Genomic DNA, 15,486 nt, shown 5'->3' with positions numbered 1-15,486 from the left:
CAGGCATGAAGGACAACCTCGTCGTTACCACCCCCTCGGCATACGCCTACCCGCTGCTGGTCAAGCAGCTGCTGACCAACGCGATGAGCCTGTATGGCGATCAGGAGATCAGCTATCGCGGCGAAATGCGCTACACGTATCGCGATTTCCACCAGCGTCTGGGAAAGCTCGCCAACGCGCTGGGGGCCCTGGGCGTGCGTCACGGCAGCACCGTGGCCGTGATGGACTGGGACAGCCATCGCTACCTGGAGTGCTACTTCGGTGTGCCGATGATGGGCGCCACGCTGTTCACGGTGAACGTGCGCCTGTCGCCGCAGCAGATTCTCTACACGCTGAACGATGCCGGCGCCGACGTGGTGCTGGTGCATCCGGACTTTCTGCCGGTGCTCGAACAGATCCGCGACAGCCTGGTGCGTCAACCGCGCTTCGTGCTGATGGCCGACGGGCAGGACGTGCCCGCTGGCACCGTGCCGTTCGATGGCGAATACGAGGCCCTGCTGGATGCCGCCCCGGCCGGGTTCGATTTTCCGGACTTCGACGAGCGCACCAAGGCCACCACGTTCTACACCACGGGCACCACGGGAGATCCCAAGGGCGTGTGCTACAGCCATCGCGACATCGTGCTGCACACGCTGACCACGGCCACCAGCCTGTGCTCGCCGCGTGAAGGCCAGCGCATGCACCGTGAAGACGTGTACATGCCGATTACGCCGATGTTCCACGTGATGGCCTGGGGCATGCCGTTCGTGGCGATCATGCTGGGCCTGCGCACTGTGCTGCCGGGCCGCTACGTGCCGGCCACGCTGCTGCAGCTGCGCAAGACAGAGAAGGTCACCTTCTCGCACTGCGTGCCGACCATCCTGCAGATGTTGCTGCAGGCGGCGGACGAAGGCGATTGCAACCTGTGGGGCTGGAAGATGATCATCGGCGGCTCGGCCTTGCCGCCGGTGCTGTGCGAGGCGGCGCTGGCGCGCGGCATCGACATCTTTGCCGGCTACGGCATGTCGGAAACGGGCCCGATCGTCGCGCTGGCCCAGCTGCCGCCGGGCCATGTGCCGCTGACCCGCGAGGAGGAAGTGCGCATGCGCTGCGCCACGGGGCGTCCCGTGCCGCTGGCCGATTTCCGCATCGTCGGCCCCGATATGCGCGAAGTGCCGCACGACGGCAAGGCGCAGGGCGAGATCGTGCTGCGCGCGCCGTATCTGACCAAGTCGTACTTCCGCAAGCCGTCCGCGTCGGAGGACCTGTGGGCCGATGGCTACCTGCACACGCAGGACGTGGCGGTGATGGGCGAGGATGGGTTCGTGCAGATCGTGGACCGGCTCAAGGACGTGATCAAGACCGGCGGCGAATGGGTGTCGTCGATCGAGATCGAGAACCTGGTCACGCAGGTACCCGGCGTGCAGGAATGCGCGGTGGTGGGCGTGCCCGATGCGCGTTGGGGCGAAAGGCCGATGGCCTACGTGGTGCGCAAGGCTGGCATCGAGGTGGACGCCCAGCAGATCCGCGCGGTGCTGTTGGGCCATGTCGAAGCCCAGCGCCTGAGCAAGTTCGCGGTGCCCGAGAGCGACCGGATCGCGTTCGTCACGGCGATTCCGAAGACGAGCGTGGGCAAGATTGACAAGAAGCTGCTGCGGGAAAAAAAGGCAGCCTGAGGCGAAAGGGAAAATTGATGGCCGCCCCTCCCCGGCTCGGAGGGCGGCTTTTTTGCGTTTACGCCGCCGGCAGCACACCCTGCAGCCAGTCCAGTTCCCGGAATCCGCCGATGGCATGCCGGGCCAGCAGCGCCGAAAGCACCAGCATGGTCACGCCGACCAGGCGGTCCAGCATCTGCCAGGCGCGCGGATTGGCAAACCATGGCGCGAGCCATCGCGCGCCGAAGCCCACGGCGCCGAACCAGGCCAGGCTGCCAATGCTGGCGCCGGCCACGAACCAGCCGCGCATGGCGGCCGGCTGTTGCGCGCCGATGCTGCCCACCAGCAGTACGGTGTCCAGGTAGACATGGGGATTGAGCAACGTGAAGGCCAGGGCCTGCGCCAGCACGGCGCCACGCGTGGTGCTGGCCTGGCCATCGGCAGCCAGCAGCGCCTGCTGCCCTTGAGCGCGCCGCCACGCCCGCCAGCCGTAGCAGGCCAGGAAGACCGCGCCGGCCAATGCCAGCGTGGCCGCCAGCGCGGGCCGGTCGCCCAGGGCGCGGGCCATGCCCATGACGCCGGCGGCGATCAGCAGCGCGTCGGCCAGCGCACACAGCACCACCACGCTGCCCACGTGGTCGCGGCGCAGGCCCTGGCGCAGCACGAACGCGTTCTGGGCGCCAATGGCAACGATCAGGCCCAGGCTCAGGGCCAGGCCCTGCAGCAGGACGGCGATACCGGGCGGCATGCCCGAAGTCAGGAAGTCAGTCGAATACATGGAGCCAAGCTTGCCATCGGCGGGCGGTGAAGCCAAACTAAATCATCTTCACTGACATTAGCCAAACTTAATCATGCTCGATTACGCGGCGCTTTCCGCGCTGGCCGCCGTTGTGCGCGAGGGGAGTTTCGAGCGGGCCGCCCGCGCGCTGCACGTCACGCCATCGGCCATTTCGCAGCGCATCCGGATGCTGGAGGAACGCGCCGGCTGTGCGCTGGTGATCCGCGACACGCCCTGCCGGGCCACCGACACCGGCCGCCGGCTGTGCCAGCACGTCGATCACGTGCGGTTGCTCGAACAGGAGTTGCACGGTGCCTTGCCCGCACTGGCGCCGCAGGGCGAGGCGCGCGTGCCGCTGCCGGTGGCCGTAAACGCCGACAGCCTGGCCACCTGGCTGGCGCAGCCGCTTGCCGCGTTTGCCGCGCGGCATCCGGTGCTGATGGAAGTGGCGGTCGACGACCAGGACCATACGACGGAATGGCTGCGCAGCGGCGCGGTGCTGGCGGCCGTCACGGCCACCGCACGACCGGCGGCCGGATGCAACAGCCGGCCGCTCGGGGCCATGCGCTATGTGGCGGCGGCCAGCCCGGCGTTCGTGGCGCGCCATTTCGCGGCCGGCGTGGGGGCCGGCAGTCTCGCGCAGGCGCCGAGTCTGGTGTTCAACGCCAAGGACGAACTGCAGGCCCGCTGGGTGAACCGGCTATGCCACCGGCAGGTGCAGTTGCCCCGTCACACGCTGCCGTCGTCGTATGCGTTTGTCACGGCGGCGCTGGCGGGCATGGGTTGGGGCATGCATCCGCAGTCGATGATCGATGGCCATCTGCAGGCCGGCACACTGGTGGAACTGGTGCCCGGCACGCCGCTCGATGTGCCGCTGCACTGGCAGCATGCGCGCGCGGCATTGGGCCTGCTGGAAGGATTGACCGCCGAAGTGCTGGCCGCTGCGCGGACGGCGCTGCTGCCGCCCTGAACAACCGAGCCACCTGCGGGGCCGGTGCGGGTGCGTCGGCCTCAGCGCAGGGTCGCGGCGAAGTCGTCGAGCTGTGTGATGGCGGTGTTCCAGCCCTCGAAGAAGCCCATCTTCTCGTGCTGGTCGCGCGTGGCGTCGTCGGGGTGCATGACCCGGGCGACATAGCGGCTACCGTTGGGGTCGTCTTCCATCGTGATGATGGCGGTGAAGCCGAGCCACGGCTTGTGCGGGCGCCAGCCGCCGGTCAGCATCGACGTGAATACCAGCCGAGACTGCGGCACGACTTCGAGAAAGCAGCCGGGGTTGTCGCTGGTGCCCCCGTCCGGCCCCTGCATGAAGGTATGGAAGTTGCCGCCCGGCCGCAGGTCGAAGTCGCGCACCTGCGTGGTCCACGGCTTGGGGCACCACCATTCCTTGAGCAGGGCGGGGTCCGACCAGGCGCGCCAGAGCGCGGACCGTGGCGCGCGCAGTACGCGGGAAATCACGAGATCGCGGGATTCAGCGGCGTTTTCCGGCATGGGTTTGCTCCTCTTGATGCAGTCGCTCGACGAAATCGACCATGCGGTCGGACCTGGCTTCCCATACGGCGCGCTGCTCGGCCAGCCATTGCTCGGCTAGCGAGAGCGTTTCCGGCACCAGTTCGCAGGTGCGGGTGCGCCCGGCCTTGCAGGTGCGGATCAGGCCGCTGCGTTCCAGCACCGTCACGTGCTTCATGAACGACGGCAGCGCCATGTCGAACGGCGCCGCCAGCGACGACACGGTTTGCGCGCCGCCGACCAACGCGCAGACGATGGCGCAGCGGGTGGGATCGGCAAGCGCGTGGAATACGTCGCTTACCGAGACTTGATAGTTAGCCATGCAGCTAACTATAGGACAAGAGGCAGGCCGTGGCAATGACGGCCTGTGGTTGAGAAACGATGGGGAGATGCGCTCAGGGCTTGATGTTGAACGTCTTGACGATGCCTGCGTTGCGGTCGTATTCCGCGTGCAGCGACTGGTTCAGGTCCTGTAGCGACTGGGCCGGCATCGGCTCGTAGCCCAGCGCCTCCAGGCGCTCGCGCACCTTGGGGTTGGCCGCGGCCTTGTACACCGCGCTCTGGATCTTCTGCGCCACGTCGGCCGGCATCTGCGCGGACGCGATCACGCCCACCCAGTTGCTGAAGTCGATATCGGGGTAGCCTTGCTCGGCAAACGTCGGCACCTGCGGCAGCAGCGGCGACCGCGTCCGGGACGCCACTGCGTAGGGCTGCAGCTTGCCGGCGCGGATCATCGGCAGCGAGGTCACCATGCCGTCATACATCAACGGGATCTGGCCGCCCATCACCTGGGCCAGTGCGGGGCCGGAGCCCGCGAACGGCACGTGCTGCAGGTCCATGCCGGCTTCCTGGTTCATGATGGCGCCGGCGTAGTGCGATGCGGTGCCCGCACTGTACGAGGCAAAGCTGAGCTTGCCCGGATTGGCCTTGGCGTACGCGATCAGGCTCTTGAGGTCCTTGGCCGGCAGGTTCGGCGCGCCGACCAGCACCATGCGCGAGCGGCCAACCGCGGCCAGCGGACGAACATCCTTCATGGTGTCGTACGGCGTCTTCTGCACCTGCGGCACTTCGGTCAGCACATTGGTGGCTGTCACCATGATGGTCTGGCCATCGGCGGGCGCGGCCAGCATCGTGTTGATGGCGATGGCACCGCCGCCGCCCGGCTTGTTGTCGACCACCACGGGCTGCCCAAGGTCGGCAGCCAGCTGTTCGGCCAGCACGCGCGCCATGACATCCATGGTGCCGCCGGCAGGCGCGGGCACGAGCACGCGCACGGGCTTGCTGGTCCAGGCCATGGCGGCCGGCATCGCCAGCGTCAGGATGGCCGCCAGGATCGCGCGGCGCATGCGAAGGGGGGCAGGTTGGTTCGGCATCTTTGTCTCCATGATAGGTCTTGTAGGTATAGAAAGCCGGACCTGCCCGCGCATTGGGCTGTAGAGGAACGTGTCGTCGCGTTGGAATCGGCAGACCCGGTGAAACAGCCGGCGCGCACCGCATACATTGTGCCGCGCGTCGCCGGGAATGCTGGGGCGATCAGGACTGGCCTGCCGCCCGTCGGCCGCGCCGCGCAGGCAGCGCCTCGATGATGAAGGCGCGCTGCGCGTCGGTCATGCCGTCCCACAGGCCGATTTCGGTCGAGGTCCGGCCGCATCCCTGGCAATACCGGCGCGCGCTGTCCATGCGGCAGATGTTGATGCAGGGGTTGGCGGGCCGGGTATCGGTGGTGAGCGACATGGCGGTCGTGGGCTAGGGGGTGGGTCAGGCCGCGCGGCGCAGCGGCAGGTTCTTCTGGCCGGACTGGCGGTTCGGCAGCATGCCGTGGGCCGCCAGCGTTTCATCCACGCTGTCGTACCAGGTGCCGATGCGATAGATCTCGCGCGCTTCCTTGCCCGTGGCAATCTCGCGGCCCAGCTCGTGCGCCACGCGCACGCACTGCTCGATCTGCTGCACCGACGTCATGCGGTTGCCGTGCTGGTCGATGATGGTGTCCTCGATGCCACAGCGCGGGTGCAGGCCCATCGCCATCGCCATCATGTTGAACGGCAGCACGTTCTTGAGCAGCGATTCGGCGGTCAGCGTGCAGCCGTCCGGCGCGCGGTGGATGAAGTTGAAGAAGTTGAACGGGTTCGGGCCGTCGAAACCGCCGCCGATGCCGATCCAGGTCAGGTTCAGCGGGCCCTTGTAGGCGCCGGCACGCACCATGCGTTCGAGCGTTTCCAGGGCGTGCATGCCGGTCAGCTGGAAGTGCGGCTGGATGCCCGCGTTCGACAGGCGGCGCAGGTGCTCTTCCACCCAGCCCGGGCCGGCCGGCACGGTCATCTCGCGGTACGCCTCGATGTACGCGGGGTTCGACAGCGACGTGCCGGCCAGGTACTCGGGGTACAGCAGTTCCATGATGTTCATCTGCGTGGTGTTGATCGCCACGGTGACCTGGTCGGGGGCGGGCGTCAGATCGGCCAGCATGTGGCGCGTATCGTCCGAAAGCCACACGGCGGCCTGCCCTTCGTCTTCCGGGGCGAACGAGATCGAGCCGCCCACCTGGATGATCATGTCGGGCACCGCGGCGCGCACGCCGGCGATCAGTTCGTTGAACTTGGACAGGCGCTTGGAGCCCTTGCCGTCCAGTTCGCGCACGTGCAGGTGCAGCACGGTGGCGCCGGCGTTGTAGCAGTCGACGGCCTTCTGGATCTGTTCTTCCATGGTGACCGGAATGTCTTCCGGGAAATCTTCGGGCATCCACTCGGGGCCGTACGGGGCCACGGTGATGACCACCTTGTCCATGTTTTCCGGATGCAGGGAATCGTCGAGGAATTGCATGTTGGTCTCCTATGTAGGGTGCGTGCTGCGGTGATGGAAGTATCGGCGAACGGTGCGCTGCAATTTGACGATCGGGGACGCTCGATTTACATTTGGGGACAGTCAGGGAAAACGCGATGTCCTACTTTCTGCGCAGTGCCAGCCTTACCAACTACGTGGATGTGGCACGGGCCGTCGGGCTCGATCCCCACCAGATGCTGCGTGCCGCACGCATCAGCCGCAATGCGTTGCTGGACCCCGACATCCGCATCCCCGCCGCGCTGGTGGGCAAGCTGCTGGAGGCCTCGGCCAGCGCCGCGCAAGTGGACGATTTCGGCCTGCGCATGGCCGAACTGCGCCCGTTCGCGAACCTCGGCCCCCTGGCCTTCGTGGTGCGCGAGGAACCCACGCTGCGCCGCGCGCTGGAGTCGATGGTCCGCTACATGGGCCTGCAGAACGAGGCGCTGGTCATGCGGGTGGAAGATGTGGACGACGTGGTGCTGATCCGCCTGCATATCCTGAGCGACACCCCGGGCAGCCTGCGTCAGGCCACCGAACTGGCGGCGGGCGTGATGTTCCGCATGCTGACGCTGTTCCTGGGTCCGGCCTGGCGTCCGCGCAGCATCTGCTTCACGCATGGGGCACCCGACAGCCAGGCCGCCTGCATGCGCGTGTTCGGCATGCCGGCGCTTTACGGGCAGGACTTCGACGGCATTGTCTGCGTGGCCAAGGACCTGGAAGCGCCGTTGCCGTCCTACGATCCGGTCATGGCGCAGCAGGTCAAGCTCTACCTGGGCACGCTGCTGGCGCAGTCGGACACCAGCATGACCGACAAGGTGCGCAAGCTCGTGCATGCGCTGCTGCCCAGCGGCATGTGCTCGGTCGATCGTGTGGCCCAGCAGCTCAACGTGGACCGGCGCACCGTGCATCGCTGGCTGGCACAGGACGGCGTCACCTATTCGGACATCCTCAACGACGCACGGGCCAGCCTGGCCACGCGCTATATCGAGAACCGCGCACGGCCGCTGTCCGAGGTGGCCACGCTGCTGGGCTTCTCGTCGCTGAGCGCGTTCTCGCGCTGGTTCGGCGCGCAGTACGGCTGCAGCGTATCGAAGTGGCGGGCGCGGCAGGCACAGGCGGACAAGGCGCCGGCGCCATAAAAAATGGCCACGCCAGCGCGCACGCCGGGGCGGCCAAACGAAGCTCGACACGGCTGGACGGCGGGGTGCAGGAGTATCCCGTCCAGCTGTGCCGATCCCTACATGATCAGAACTTGTGGCGGATGCCGAGGCTGACCCCGACCATGCTGCTCTGGCCGTTGCCCAGGATGTAGCTGTTGCCCGTGGCACCGGTCGATGCCAGCTGGTTCGTGTTGGCGCCATCGAGGGTCAGGCCGGCATGCTTGGCGTAGGCCGTGCTCAGGTACAGATCCGTGCGCTTCGAGAACGCGTAGTTGGCCACAAAGGCAACCTGCCACGGATTCGGCGCATTGGTCCGGTTGAAGTAGTCGCGCTTGAGGTCGTCGTAGTCGTATTCCAGCGTCAGGCCAATGGCCGGCGTCACCTGGTAGTTCACACCGATCCAGTAGTAGTCGTCACGCTGGATCTGCGCGTTCGTGGCGTTGTTCTCGGCCTTGCCCCAGCGGTAGCCGCCCATGATCTTGGCGACCGCGCCAATCGTGTAGCTGGCCGCCACCGAAGCCTTCTTCAGCGTGGCGGTGTTGCCCTGGTAGACGCCGGCCACGTTGTTGATCGACGGATTCCACTGGTCATAGGCAATCGCCGCGCCGAACGGGCCGGCCGCGTACACGGCGGCCGCACCGAAGGCATTGTCGCGACGGAAGGCACCCGGCACCTCGCCGTTGCCGCCGAACGCGATTGTGCCGGCCGGCAGGTTGGGGACGCCCGCGCCGAACGAAAAGTGCGCCATGGCGGTCAGCGGGCCGAACGTGCCGTTGTAGGCCAGCACGTTGTCCTCGCGGAAGTTGTTGCCGGCCATGAAGGCCGCCGGCTCGTACTGCGTGGCGTAGGCCGTCGGCATGAAGTTGGCCATCGCCGCGAACAGCGACGTGTACTGACGGCCCAGCGTGATCTGGCCGAACGTCTGGTGCTGCAGGCCAACGAATGCCTGGCGGCCGAACAGGCGGCCGCTCTGCTGCATGGTGCCGTTGTCGCCGCTGAAGCCGCTTTCCAGTACGAACAGGCTCTTCAGGCCATTGCCCAGATCCTCGGTGCCGCGCAGACCCCAGCGCGAACCGGACAGGCCGCCCGAGTTCATGCGATACACCGTATCGCCGGCGCCCGGATTGGGGGTAAAGCCTGCCGCCGAGTACGGGGCAACGTGGTTCGCGTATTCCACGCTGGCGTCTATCACGCCGTACAGCGTGACGGTGGATTGCGCGAATGCGCTGCCGGTACAGGCGAACAATGCGGCTACGGCCATGCCCTTGAGCTTCATGAAACAGTCTCCTTTTTTACGTCTTGTGTAGTGGGGGTTCCCGTCGGAATGGGTACTACGGTGTTGTGAAAATGTTGTTGTGTCGCGGCCTGGGCCGCTTCCTGCCGTGGTGCCGTGGTGCCGCGTTTCAGCGGGCCAGCCGTGCCAGCAGCGCCATGGCTTCCGGCCATGGCCCGAAGCCGGCCGCGGGGTTCAGGTGGCCCACGTGGCCGAGATCGACCAGTTCGCTGCCCCAGTCCCGGGCCATCGCGGTGGTGCGCTCGAACGAGGCCAGCGGATCGTTGCGGCTGGCCGCGAGCAACGACGGAAACGGCAGCGCCTGACGTGGCACCGGCAGCCAGCCGTTCTGGTCCAGCGTGGCCACTTCCGGATAGCCCGGGGGCATCGGCGTTTCCAGGTCGGCAGGCGTGGCTAGCAGCGCGCCAAGGATCTTGCCGGCCGGCACGCGGCCGTGCAGGTGCCGGGCCCAGTGCACGGTGATCATCACACCGGCGCTGTGGGCGCCCAGCACGACCGGTCCGTCGATGGCGGCGATGGCCTGGTCGAGGGCGACCATGCGCGCGGCGCAGCTGAGCTTGTGGTGTTCCAGCGGCGGCACGGATGCCACTTTCTGGCCTTGGGCCGCCAGTTCGGCTTGCAGCAGGGTCTGCCAGTGGTCTGCCACGTGGTCGCGCAGCCCTGGCACCAGCAGTACGGTGATTTCGGGGGACAAGAACATCTTTGAATCGCTTGCGGGTTGGAGGATGCGCGGTCAGGCTGCGGTGCGGCGTTGCGCCAGGCGTTGCAGGTCCGCGCTATAGGTGCGGCGGCCTAGCAGGAAGCAGATCGCGGCAATCAGGCCGGCAACGGGCATCCACTGCAGCGCGCCTGCCAGACCGATGTGGTCAGCCATCAGGCCGGTGAAGAAGGGCCCCGGCGCCAGGCCGAGCAGGTTGTTCACCAGGGTCAGCGTGGCGAACGCGCTGGCATGGATGCGGGGATCGGTCAGGTTGGCCACGGCGGCGCTGGCCGGGCCGGCGCTGCCGCCTGCGAGCATCATGCCGCCGGCGATCAGGGCCAGCTGTGCGGTGCCTGCCTGCAGATGGAACGCGGTCCCGAGCAATGCGCAGCACAGCACGCTGTACGTGACGGCCATCAGCCATTTGCGTGCCGGGGCGTGGCGTGCCACACGGTCGGTCAGCGCGCCGCACACGATCATGCCGGCACCACCCACCAGGACGAAGCACGCGGCGCCCAGGCCGGCCTGCGCAGTGGCCAGGCCGTAGTAGCGGCCCAGGAAGCTGGGCATCCAGGCCAGCAGCGAACCCATCACGAACAGCTGCAGGGCGCTGCCGACGTAGGCACAGATGATCGAGCGCGAAGCGACCAGGGCGCTGCACAGTGCGCGCAGCGGCATCGGACCCAGGCGGGGTTCCTCGGCAGCCTGTTCATTGAGCGCCTCGCGTTGGAGCTTCAGGCGCTCCTCGGTGACCAGCAGGCGGTAGAAGCCCACCATCACCAGGCCGAACAGGGCCATGCTGACAAACGCGATACGCCAGCCGAAATGTGCCGATATCACGCCGCCCAGCGCCATGCCAAGCACCGAGCCGAATGCGCCGCCGGCAATGAACGCTGCGCTGAGGCTGGCGCGCAGATGGCGCGGAAAGACCGACAGCACCAGTGCGATGCCGACGCTGCCGTAGGCGGCCTCGCCGATGCCCACGAAGAGCCGTGCGACGAACATTTCGCCGAACGAGTTGGCGATGGCGCAGCCCAGCGTGGCCAGGCTCCAGAGCGCGGCCATCAGCGTCAGGCTGCGCACGCGGCCCCAGCGGTCAGCCAGGATCGAAAGCGGCAGTGTGAGCACGCCCACCATCAGCGCCACCACGCCGCCCAGCGCGCCAAGATTGGCGTCGGTGAGCGCCCATTCCGCCTTCAGCAGCGGAAACAGTGCGTTGAGTACCTGCCGCGACATGTAGTCGGACAGCAGCAGGCCGAAGCTCAGCGCAAAGACCAGCCATGGGTAATAACGTGAAGCCCGGGCGCTCGGGGCGCTGGCAAAAACTTGAGGACGTGAAATACGAAGTCCCGACATGAACCGTCTCCTGATATTCTCAGCGGCGCCCCGCACAATGCCGGGGGCCTGCTGGCGAGTCGCGGAGTGGCCGCGACCCAGCGAAGTATCGGGGAATGACGGTTGACGGTTTGACTTATCGGGACATCCGTTTTGCTTGACGGGACAGTGCGGGAAAACCCGCTTCGGGTTGCTGCGGAGCCGCGGCTTGCCCGCACCGCGCGCGCACCGTGCCCGGTTACGCGATCGTCACCTTGCTGGCCAGCGTGGGCGGCGGGCCATGGAAATCACGATGAACTGCCCGCGCTCACCGATCGGATCGTCGCCGGGTACGGCCAGGCGGCAAGGGCGGCCGCGCGGTGGATCTGGTCGTCGGCCTCGTGCGTCCACAGGGTGAAGGCGTCGAACACGCGGTCCACGAGCGCCACGCAGTGCTGCCGCTGCGCGTCTGACAGCGTGATGGCTGCCAGCGCCCAATGGTCGGCGTGCTGCATATGGCCGGATTCGAGCGCGAGATGGTAAGCGCCCAGGTAGCGCAGCTCGGCGCCCAGGCGCGCCTGGAGCGCGTCCGCGAGCGGCGTGGTAAGCGAGAACAGCACATGGCCGGTTTCCTCGATGGCTTCGATCACGGCCAGGCGCTCGGGGCCGTGGGCATCGGCCACGATCGCGCACAGGTCGTACATCAGGACGCGGCAGCGGCAGGTATCGTCGCGCCAGAGCTCGCGCATCGCGTCGGTGGTGGTGGTGACGCGGTCCCAGCCCAGCGTCTCGAAATCCTCCAGGTACCACGGCCAGTGATGGTCGTCTTCGAAGGTATGAAGGTTGACCTGTTCCTGCCAGGTGTCGCAGGGCGGCGTCCGGCGCAGCACGTGGCGGTTGAGGTCGCCGAAGGCCATGACGAAAAATGCGAAGCCGCGCATGAAGCTGAGCCGAATCTGCGGGGGCAGGCTTTCGTCGCGCATATGCACGAACAGCGGCAGTTCCGCATACGCCAGTTTTCTGCGCATGATGTGGGCAAGCACGGCTTTCATCGGCAATTCTCCGCGCGAGGAGGCGCTGGTGCGCGTCGAACAGGCCGGACCAGCATCGCGCTGGATTCTATGAAACGGCCGCGCAAAGTTCAATTGAGGCCTGATGCACTGCAAAGCCACTGTCTGCGCAGGTGCTGACGGCTCAGCGCCCCTCTGCGCGGACGTGGGCCAGGGGCGCAGAGGGAATACCGTGCTCAGCGGCGGGCGGTGAGGGCCAGTACGCCCAGCGCCACGAGTGCCAGCCCGCTGCCTGCCGCCACCACGCCTTGCCACCCCGCTTGCGTGTACAGCGCGCTGGCGATGGCCGAACCCGCCGCACCGCCGGCAAAGATCGCGGTCATGTACAGCGCGTTCAGGCGCGCCCGGCTATGGGCGTCGAGCGCGTAGACCGCACGCTGGCCCAGCACCATGTTCATCTGCACCGCGAAGTCGAGCACGATGCCGGTCAGTGCCAGGCCGTACAGGCCGGCGTGGCCGTGGATCAGGCCGGGGATGAACGCCAGCGCGGCGACGATCAGCGCCGCGAACGATGCCACGCGGGTGTGGCCGGCATCGGCCAGGCGGCCGGCAATGGGTGCGGCCACGGCGCCGAGCGCGCCGACCAGCGCGAACAGGCCGATCTGCGATTGCGACAGCCCGTAGCGCGCGGCCAGTTCCAGCGGCGCGGCGGTCCAGAACAGGCTGAACGCGGCAAACAGCAGGGCTTGCAGCAGCGCGCGCTGACGCAGCACCGCGAAGCGCGTGAACAGGTGCCACAGCGAGGCCAGCAGGCTGCCGTAGCTGGCACGGTGCTGGGGGACGCGGCGCGGCAGCGTCATCGCGATGATGGCCACGGTGGCCAGCGTCATGGCGGCGGCGATGAAGAATACCGCGCGCCAGCCGAACCACTGCGCCGCCATGCTCGACAGTGGCCGCGACAGCAGGATGCCCGACAGCAGGCCGCCCATGATGGTGCCGACGGTACGGCCGCGCAGCGCCTCGGGCGCCAGGTGCGCCGCGAGCGGAATCAGTATCTGCACGCTGACCGAGCTCAGGCCCAGCAGTAGCGACACCAGCAGGAACACGCCCGGTTGCGAAGACAGCGCCGCGCCTACCAGGCTGGCCGCCGCGGCCACGCCGCTGACCATCAGCAGCCGGCGGTTTTCGAGCAGGTCGGCCAGCGGCACCAGGAAGAACAGGCCAATGGCATAGCCGATCTGGGTCAGCGACACAATCACGCTGGCGCTCTGCGCGGACAGGCCCACGGCAGGCGCGATCAGTTCGATGATCGGCTGGGCGTAGTACAGGTTGGCCACCAGCACACCGGCGCATAGCGAGAACAGCGCGACCAGCGTGCCGGACATGGGGGCGGCGCTGGACGCGCCGGCAATGGGAGAGGTTTGGGCTTGCATGGCTCTGGATGGAGATCGGGTTGCGATGTCCAGAGCGTAGGCGCCCGGGGGCGTTGCGGGAATCACAATGTGGCGCAACTCAGCGTTGCGCCACAAGCAAAGCGGGCCAAACCGAAATCCGTCTGCGAATTCAGTCGCGCTGGCCGGTCGGCCCCGGCAGCGAGGCCAGGAAGTCCAGGAAGGCCGCGATGCGCCGCGAGCCGCGCTGGCTCGGCAGGTAAAGCGCGGTGACCACCGAACTGGACTGGTTCGGCGTGACCGACCAGTCGTCGAACAGCACGGTCAGCCGGCCCGCCGCAATATCGGCATCGACGAGCCAGTCCGGCAGCAGGGCGATGCCGTTGCCGGCCAGCGCCATGTCCCGCAACACTTCGATATTGTTGCTGCGGAACGGCCCGCCGATGGGCACGCTGATCGGGTCGCCGCCGACACTGGTTCCGGGTTGGAACCGCCAGACCTGGTCGCGGGCGCCAAAGCTGAAGCGCAGGCAGCGGTGGTTGACCAGGTCGGCGGGCTCGGCAGGCCAGCCGTGCTGGTCGAGACAGGCGGGGCTGGCCACCACCAGGCGGCGGAACCGGCCCATCTCGCGGGCGATCACGTTGTCATAGGCCGCCGCGCTGCCCAGCCGCACGGAGACATCCACGCGGGCGCCAAGCAGGTCAACGATGCTGTCGGTCAATTCGACATCGAGTTCGAGCTGCGGATAGCGCGCCAGCCAGGCGCCCAGATGGGGCGAAATGCAGCAGCGCCCGAACGCGACCGGCAGCGATACCCGCAACTGTCCCACCGGCTGGTCGCCGTGATCGGCAATCGAGGCATCGGCTTCGGCCACGGCTTCGAGGATCTGGCGCGCCTGCTGGTAGTAGCTGGCGCCGGCCTCGGTCACCGTGACCTGCCGCGTGGAACGGTTGAGCAGCACCGTGCCCAGCGAGGCCTCCAGGCCGTCCAGCATCCGCGTGACCGACGACGTGGCCAGGTTCATGCGTCGCGCGGCGGCCGAGAAGCCTTTCGCATCGACGGTCTCGACATACATCTTCAGGGCGAGCAGCTTGTCCATGGGCGGGCGGTGCGGGCGGTCAGCCCTTGCTGAAGATGCTGTAGAAGTCAGGTGCGCCGGTTTCGCGCACGGTCAGGTCCAGCGAGCTTTCGATGTGGGCCAGGTGTTCGGCCATCACGGCCTGCGCCTGCGCGGCATTGCGCTGCTCGATGGCGTCCACCAGCACGCGATGCTCGTCCTCGGGGCAGGCCGGTGCGCCGGGGCGGTCGTAGAGCGTGATGATCAGGCACGTCAGCGACACCATTTCGCGAATCAGCTTTTCCAGGATGGCATTGCCGGCCATCTCGGCCAATACGATGTGGAACTCGCCCGACAGCCGGATCACGGCGGCGCGGTCGCCGCGCGTGCGGGCGTCGTCTTCCTGGCGGATATGCCGGCGCAGGCTGCGGATCTGCGTGGCGTTGGCCGTGGTGGCAAGCAGGCCGGCAAGTTCCGGTTCCACCAGTCGCCGGGCCTGGAAGACCTGGCGCGCTTCCTCGATGCTGGGGCTGGAGATGAATGCGCCGCGATTCGGTACCAGCGTGACCAGCTTTTCATGCGCCAGCCGGGCGAATACCTGGCGGATCCGGGCGCGGCTGGCGCCGGTGACCTCGCACAGCCGCTCTTCCACGAGCTTGGTGCCGGCCAGCAGCCGATGCTCCATGATCGCGTTCAGCAGATCCTGGTAGATGCCTGCATTGACGGAGGATTCGGCGGCCTCGGATGCCGCGGGCTCGCCGCCGTCCTGCGCGGCGGGCGGCTCGGAATCCGCGGATTTTTTGCGTCGGGTTGCCATGTCGTGGA

General features: G+C 67.5%; 16 protein-coding genes. 3 read left to right on the top strand and 13 right to left on the bottom strand.

All coding sequences use genetic code 11. From position 1 onward, the window contains the following. Positions 1–5 precede the first annotated feature (5 nt). Positions 6–1,655 (top strand): fatty acid--CoA ligase, encoded by a 1,650-nt coding sequence (locus tag AC3FJ6_RS12305; RefSeq protein WP_488772376.1) that lies wholly within the window; start codon positions 6–8, stop codon positions 1,653–1,655. Between the two features lie 58 nt (positions 1,656–1,713). Here AC3FJ6_RS12305 and AC3FJ6_RS12300 read toward each other — a convergent pair whose 3' ends face one another. Further along, a complete protein-coding gene (locus tag AC3FJ6_RS12300; protein ID WP_488772116.1) occupies positions 1,714–2,412 on the bottom strand; it encodes a LysE/ArgO family amino acid transporter in 699 nt (232 codons plus the stop codon). A 73-nt stretch (positions 2,413–2,485) separates the two neighbouring features. On the opposite strand from AC3FJ6_RS12300, the gene AC3FJ6_RS12295 reads away from it, so the two are divergent. Next, on the top strand, positions 2,486–3,382 hold the full coding sequence (locus AC3FJ6_RS12295; protein WP_488772115.1) for a LysR family transcriptional regulator ArgP: 897 nt from the start codon (positions 2,486–2,488) through the stop codon (positions 3,380–3,382). A gap of 41 nt (positions 3,383–3,423) precedes the next feature. Here the strand turns inward: AC3FJ6_RS12295 and AC3FJ6_RS12290 are convergent, their stop codons facing one another. From AC3FJ6_RS12290 to AC3FJ6_RS12270, 5 genes are all read right to left on the bottom strand, one after another. Continuing rightward, a complete protein-coding gene (locus AC3FJ6_RS12290) occupies positions 3,424–3,900 on the bottom strand; it encodes an SRPBCC family protein (protein ID WP_488772114.1) in 477 nt (158 codons plus the stop codon). Then, the gene (locus tag AC3FJ6_RS12285; protein ID WP_488772113.1) at positions 3,881–4,240 is read right to left on the bottom strand and encodes an ArsR/SmtB family transcription factor; all 360 of its coding nucleotides are present in this window, start codon (positions 4,238–4,240) and stop codon (positions 3,881–3,883) included. The genes AC3FJ6_RS12290 and AC3FJ6_RS12285 overlap by 20 nt, the downstream gene beginning before the upstream one ends. 73 nt (positions 4,241–4,313) lie before the next feature. Further along, entirely contained in the window at positions 4,314–5,291 is a 978-nt protein-coding gene (locus AC3FJ6_RS12280) for a Bug family tripartite tricarboxylate transporter substrate binding protein (protein ID WP_488772112.1), read from the bottom strand. A 160-nt stretch (positions 5,292–5,451) separates the two neighbouring features. Then, entirely contained in the window at positions 5,452–5,652 is a 201-nt protein-coding gene (locus tag AC3FJ6_RS12275; RefSeq protein ID WP_488772111.1) for a DUF1289 domain-containing protein, read from the bottom strand. 24 nt (positions 5,653–5,676) lie between these two features. Then, on the bottom strand, positions 5,677–6,735 hold the full coding sequence (locus AC3FJ6_RS12270; protein WP_092599243.1) for a beta-keto acid cleavage family enzyme: 1,059 nt from the start codon (positions 6,733–6,735) through the stop codon (positions 5,677–5,679). Between the two features lie 116 nt (positions 6,736–6,851). Between AC3FJ6_RS12270 and AC3FJ6_RS12265 the strand changes: the two genes are divergently transcribed. Then, a complete protein-coding gene (locus AC3FJ6_RS12265; protein ID WP_488772110.1) occupies positions 6,852–7,874 on the top strand; it encodes an AraC family transcriptional regulator in 1,023 nt (340 codons plus the stop codon). Between the two features lie 106 nt (positions 7,875–7,980). Here the strand turns inward: AC3FJ6_RS12265 and AC3FJ6_RS12260 are convergent, their stop codons facing one another. The 7 genes from AC3FJ6_RS12260 to AC3FJ6_RS12230 form a co-directional block, all read right to left on the bottom strand. Beyond that, the gene (locus tag AC3FJ6_RS12260; RefSeq protein WP_487522365.1) at positions 7,981–9,171 is read right to left on the bottom strand and encodes a porin; all 1,191 of its coding nucleotides are present in this window, start codon (positions 9,169–9,171) and stop codon (positions 7,981–7,983) included. A gap of 127 nt (positions 9,172–9,298) precedes the next feature. After that, complete coding sequence (locus tag AC3FJ6_RS12255; RefSeq protein WP_488772109.1) at positions 9,299–9,889, bottom strand: RBBP9/YdeN family alpha/beta hydrolase; 591 nt, start codon at positions 9,887–9,889, stop codon at positions 9,299–9,301. Between the two features lie 33 nt (positions 9,890–9,922). Continuing rightward, on the bottom strand, positions 9,923–11,245 hold the full coding sequence (locus AC3FJ6_RS12250; protein WP_488772108.1) for an MFS transporter: 1,323 nt from the start codon (positions 11,243–11,245) through the stop codon (positions 9,923–9,925). Positions 11,246–11,511: 266 nt separating this feature from the next. Continuing rightward, positions 11,512–12,255, bottom strand: coding sequence for a hypothetical protein (locus AC3FJ6_RS12245; RefSeq protein ID WP_488772107.1), 744 nt, complete (start codon positions 12,253–12,255; stop codon positions 11,512–11,514). A 194-nt stretch (positions 12,256–12,449) separates the two neighbouring features. Further along, positions 12,450–13,646 carry an MFS transporter gene (locus AC3FJ6_RS12240; protein ID WP_488772106.1) on the bottom strand — a complete coding sequence of 399 codons (1,197 nt, stop codon included), beginning with the start codon at positions 13,644–13,646 and terminating at the stop codon, positions 12,450–12,452. 130 nt (positions 13,647–13,776) lie between these two features. Beyond that, positions 13,777–14,703: a LysR family transcriptional regulator gene (locus AC3FJ6_RS12235; RefSeq protein ID WP_488772105.1), complete on the bottom strand. Its 927-nt coding sequence runs from the start codon at positions 14,701–14,703 to the stop codon at positions 13,777–13,779. A 19-nt stretch (positions 14,704–14,722) separates the two neighbouring features. Beyond that, entirely contained in the window at positions 14,723–15,478 is a 756-nt protein-coding gene (locus AC3FJ6_RS12230) for a GntR family transcriptional regulator (RefSeq protein ID WP_488772104.1), read from the bottom strand. Positions 15,479–15,486 lie beyond the last annotated feature (8 nt).

This window comes from Cupriavidus sp. 94F1 (assembly GCF_057798875.1).
The sequence above is the reverse complement of the archived record's forward strand: the minus strand, read 5'-3'. Positions and strand labels throughout refer to the sequence as shown.

Coding starts and splice junctions, on each gene's coding strand:
- AC3FJ6_RS12305 (WP_488772376.1), top strand. CDS start 6: ATGAAGGACAACCTCGTCGTTACCACCCCCTCGGCATACGCCTACCCG.
- AC3FJ6_RS12300 (WP_488772116.1), bottom strand. CDS start 2,412: ATGTATTCGACTGACTTCCTGACTTCGGGCATGCCGCCCGGTATCGCC.
- AC3FJ6_RS12295 (WP_488772115.1), top strand. CDS start 2,486: ATGCTCGATTACGCGGCGCTTTCCGCGCTGGCCGCCGTTGTGCGCGAG.
- AC3FJ6_RS12290 (WP_488772114.1), bottom strand. CDS start 3,900: ATGCCGGAAAACGCCGCTGAATCCCGCGATCTCGTGATTTCCCGCGTA.
- AC3FJ6_RS12285 (WP_488772113.1), bottom strand. CDS start 4,240: ATGGCTAACTATCAAGTCTCGGTAAGCGACGTATTCCACGCGCTTGCC.
- AC3FJ6_RS12280 (WP_488772112.1), bottom strand. CDS start 5,291: ATGCCGAACCAACCTGCCCCCCTTCGCATGCGCCGCGCGATCCTGGCG.
- AC3FJ6_RS12275 (WP_488772111.1), bottom strand. CDS start 5,652: ATGTCGCTCACCACCGATACCCGGCCCGCCAACCCCTGCATCAACATC.
- AC3FJ6_RS12270 (WP_092599243.1), bottom strand. CDS start 6,735: ATGCAATTCCTCGACGATTCCCTGCATCCGGAAAACATGGACAAGGTG.
- AC3FJ6_RS12265 (WP_488772110.1), top strand. CDS start 6,852: ATGTCCTACTTTCTGCGCAGTGCCAGCCTTACCAACTACGTGGATGTG.
- AC3FJ6_RS12260 (WP_487522365.1), bottom strand. CDS start 9,171: ATGAAGCTCAAGGGCATGGCCGTAGCCGCATTGTTCGCCTGTACCGGC.
- AC3FJ6_RS12255 (WP_488772109.1), bottom strand. CDS start 9,889: ATGTTCTTGTCCCCCGAAATCACCGTACTGCTGGTGCCAGGGCTGCGC.
- AC3FJ6_RS12250 (WP_488772108.1), bottom strand. CDS start 11,245: ATGTCGGGACTTCGTATTTCACGTCCTCAAGTTTTTGCCAGCGCCCCG.
- AC3FJ6_RS12245 (WP_488772107.1), bottom strand. CDS start 12,255: ATGAAAGCCGTGCTTGCCCACATCATGCGCAGAAAACTGGCGTATGCG.
- AC3FJ6_RS12240 (WP_488772106.1), bottom strand. CDS start 13,646: ATGCAAGCCCAAACCTCTCCCATTGCCGGCGCGTCCAGCGCCGCCCCC.
- AC3FJ6_RS12235 (WP_488772105.1), bottom strand. CDS start 14,703: ATGGACAAGCTGCTCGCCCTGAAGATGTATGTCGAGACCGTCGATGCG.
- AC3FJ6_RS12230 (WP_488772104.1), bottom strand. CDS start 15,478: ATGGCAACCCGACGCAAAAAATCCGCGGATTCCGAGCCGCCCGCCGCG.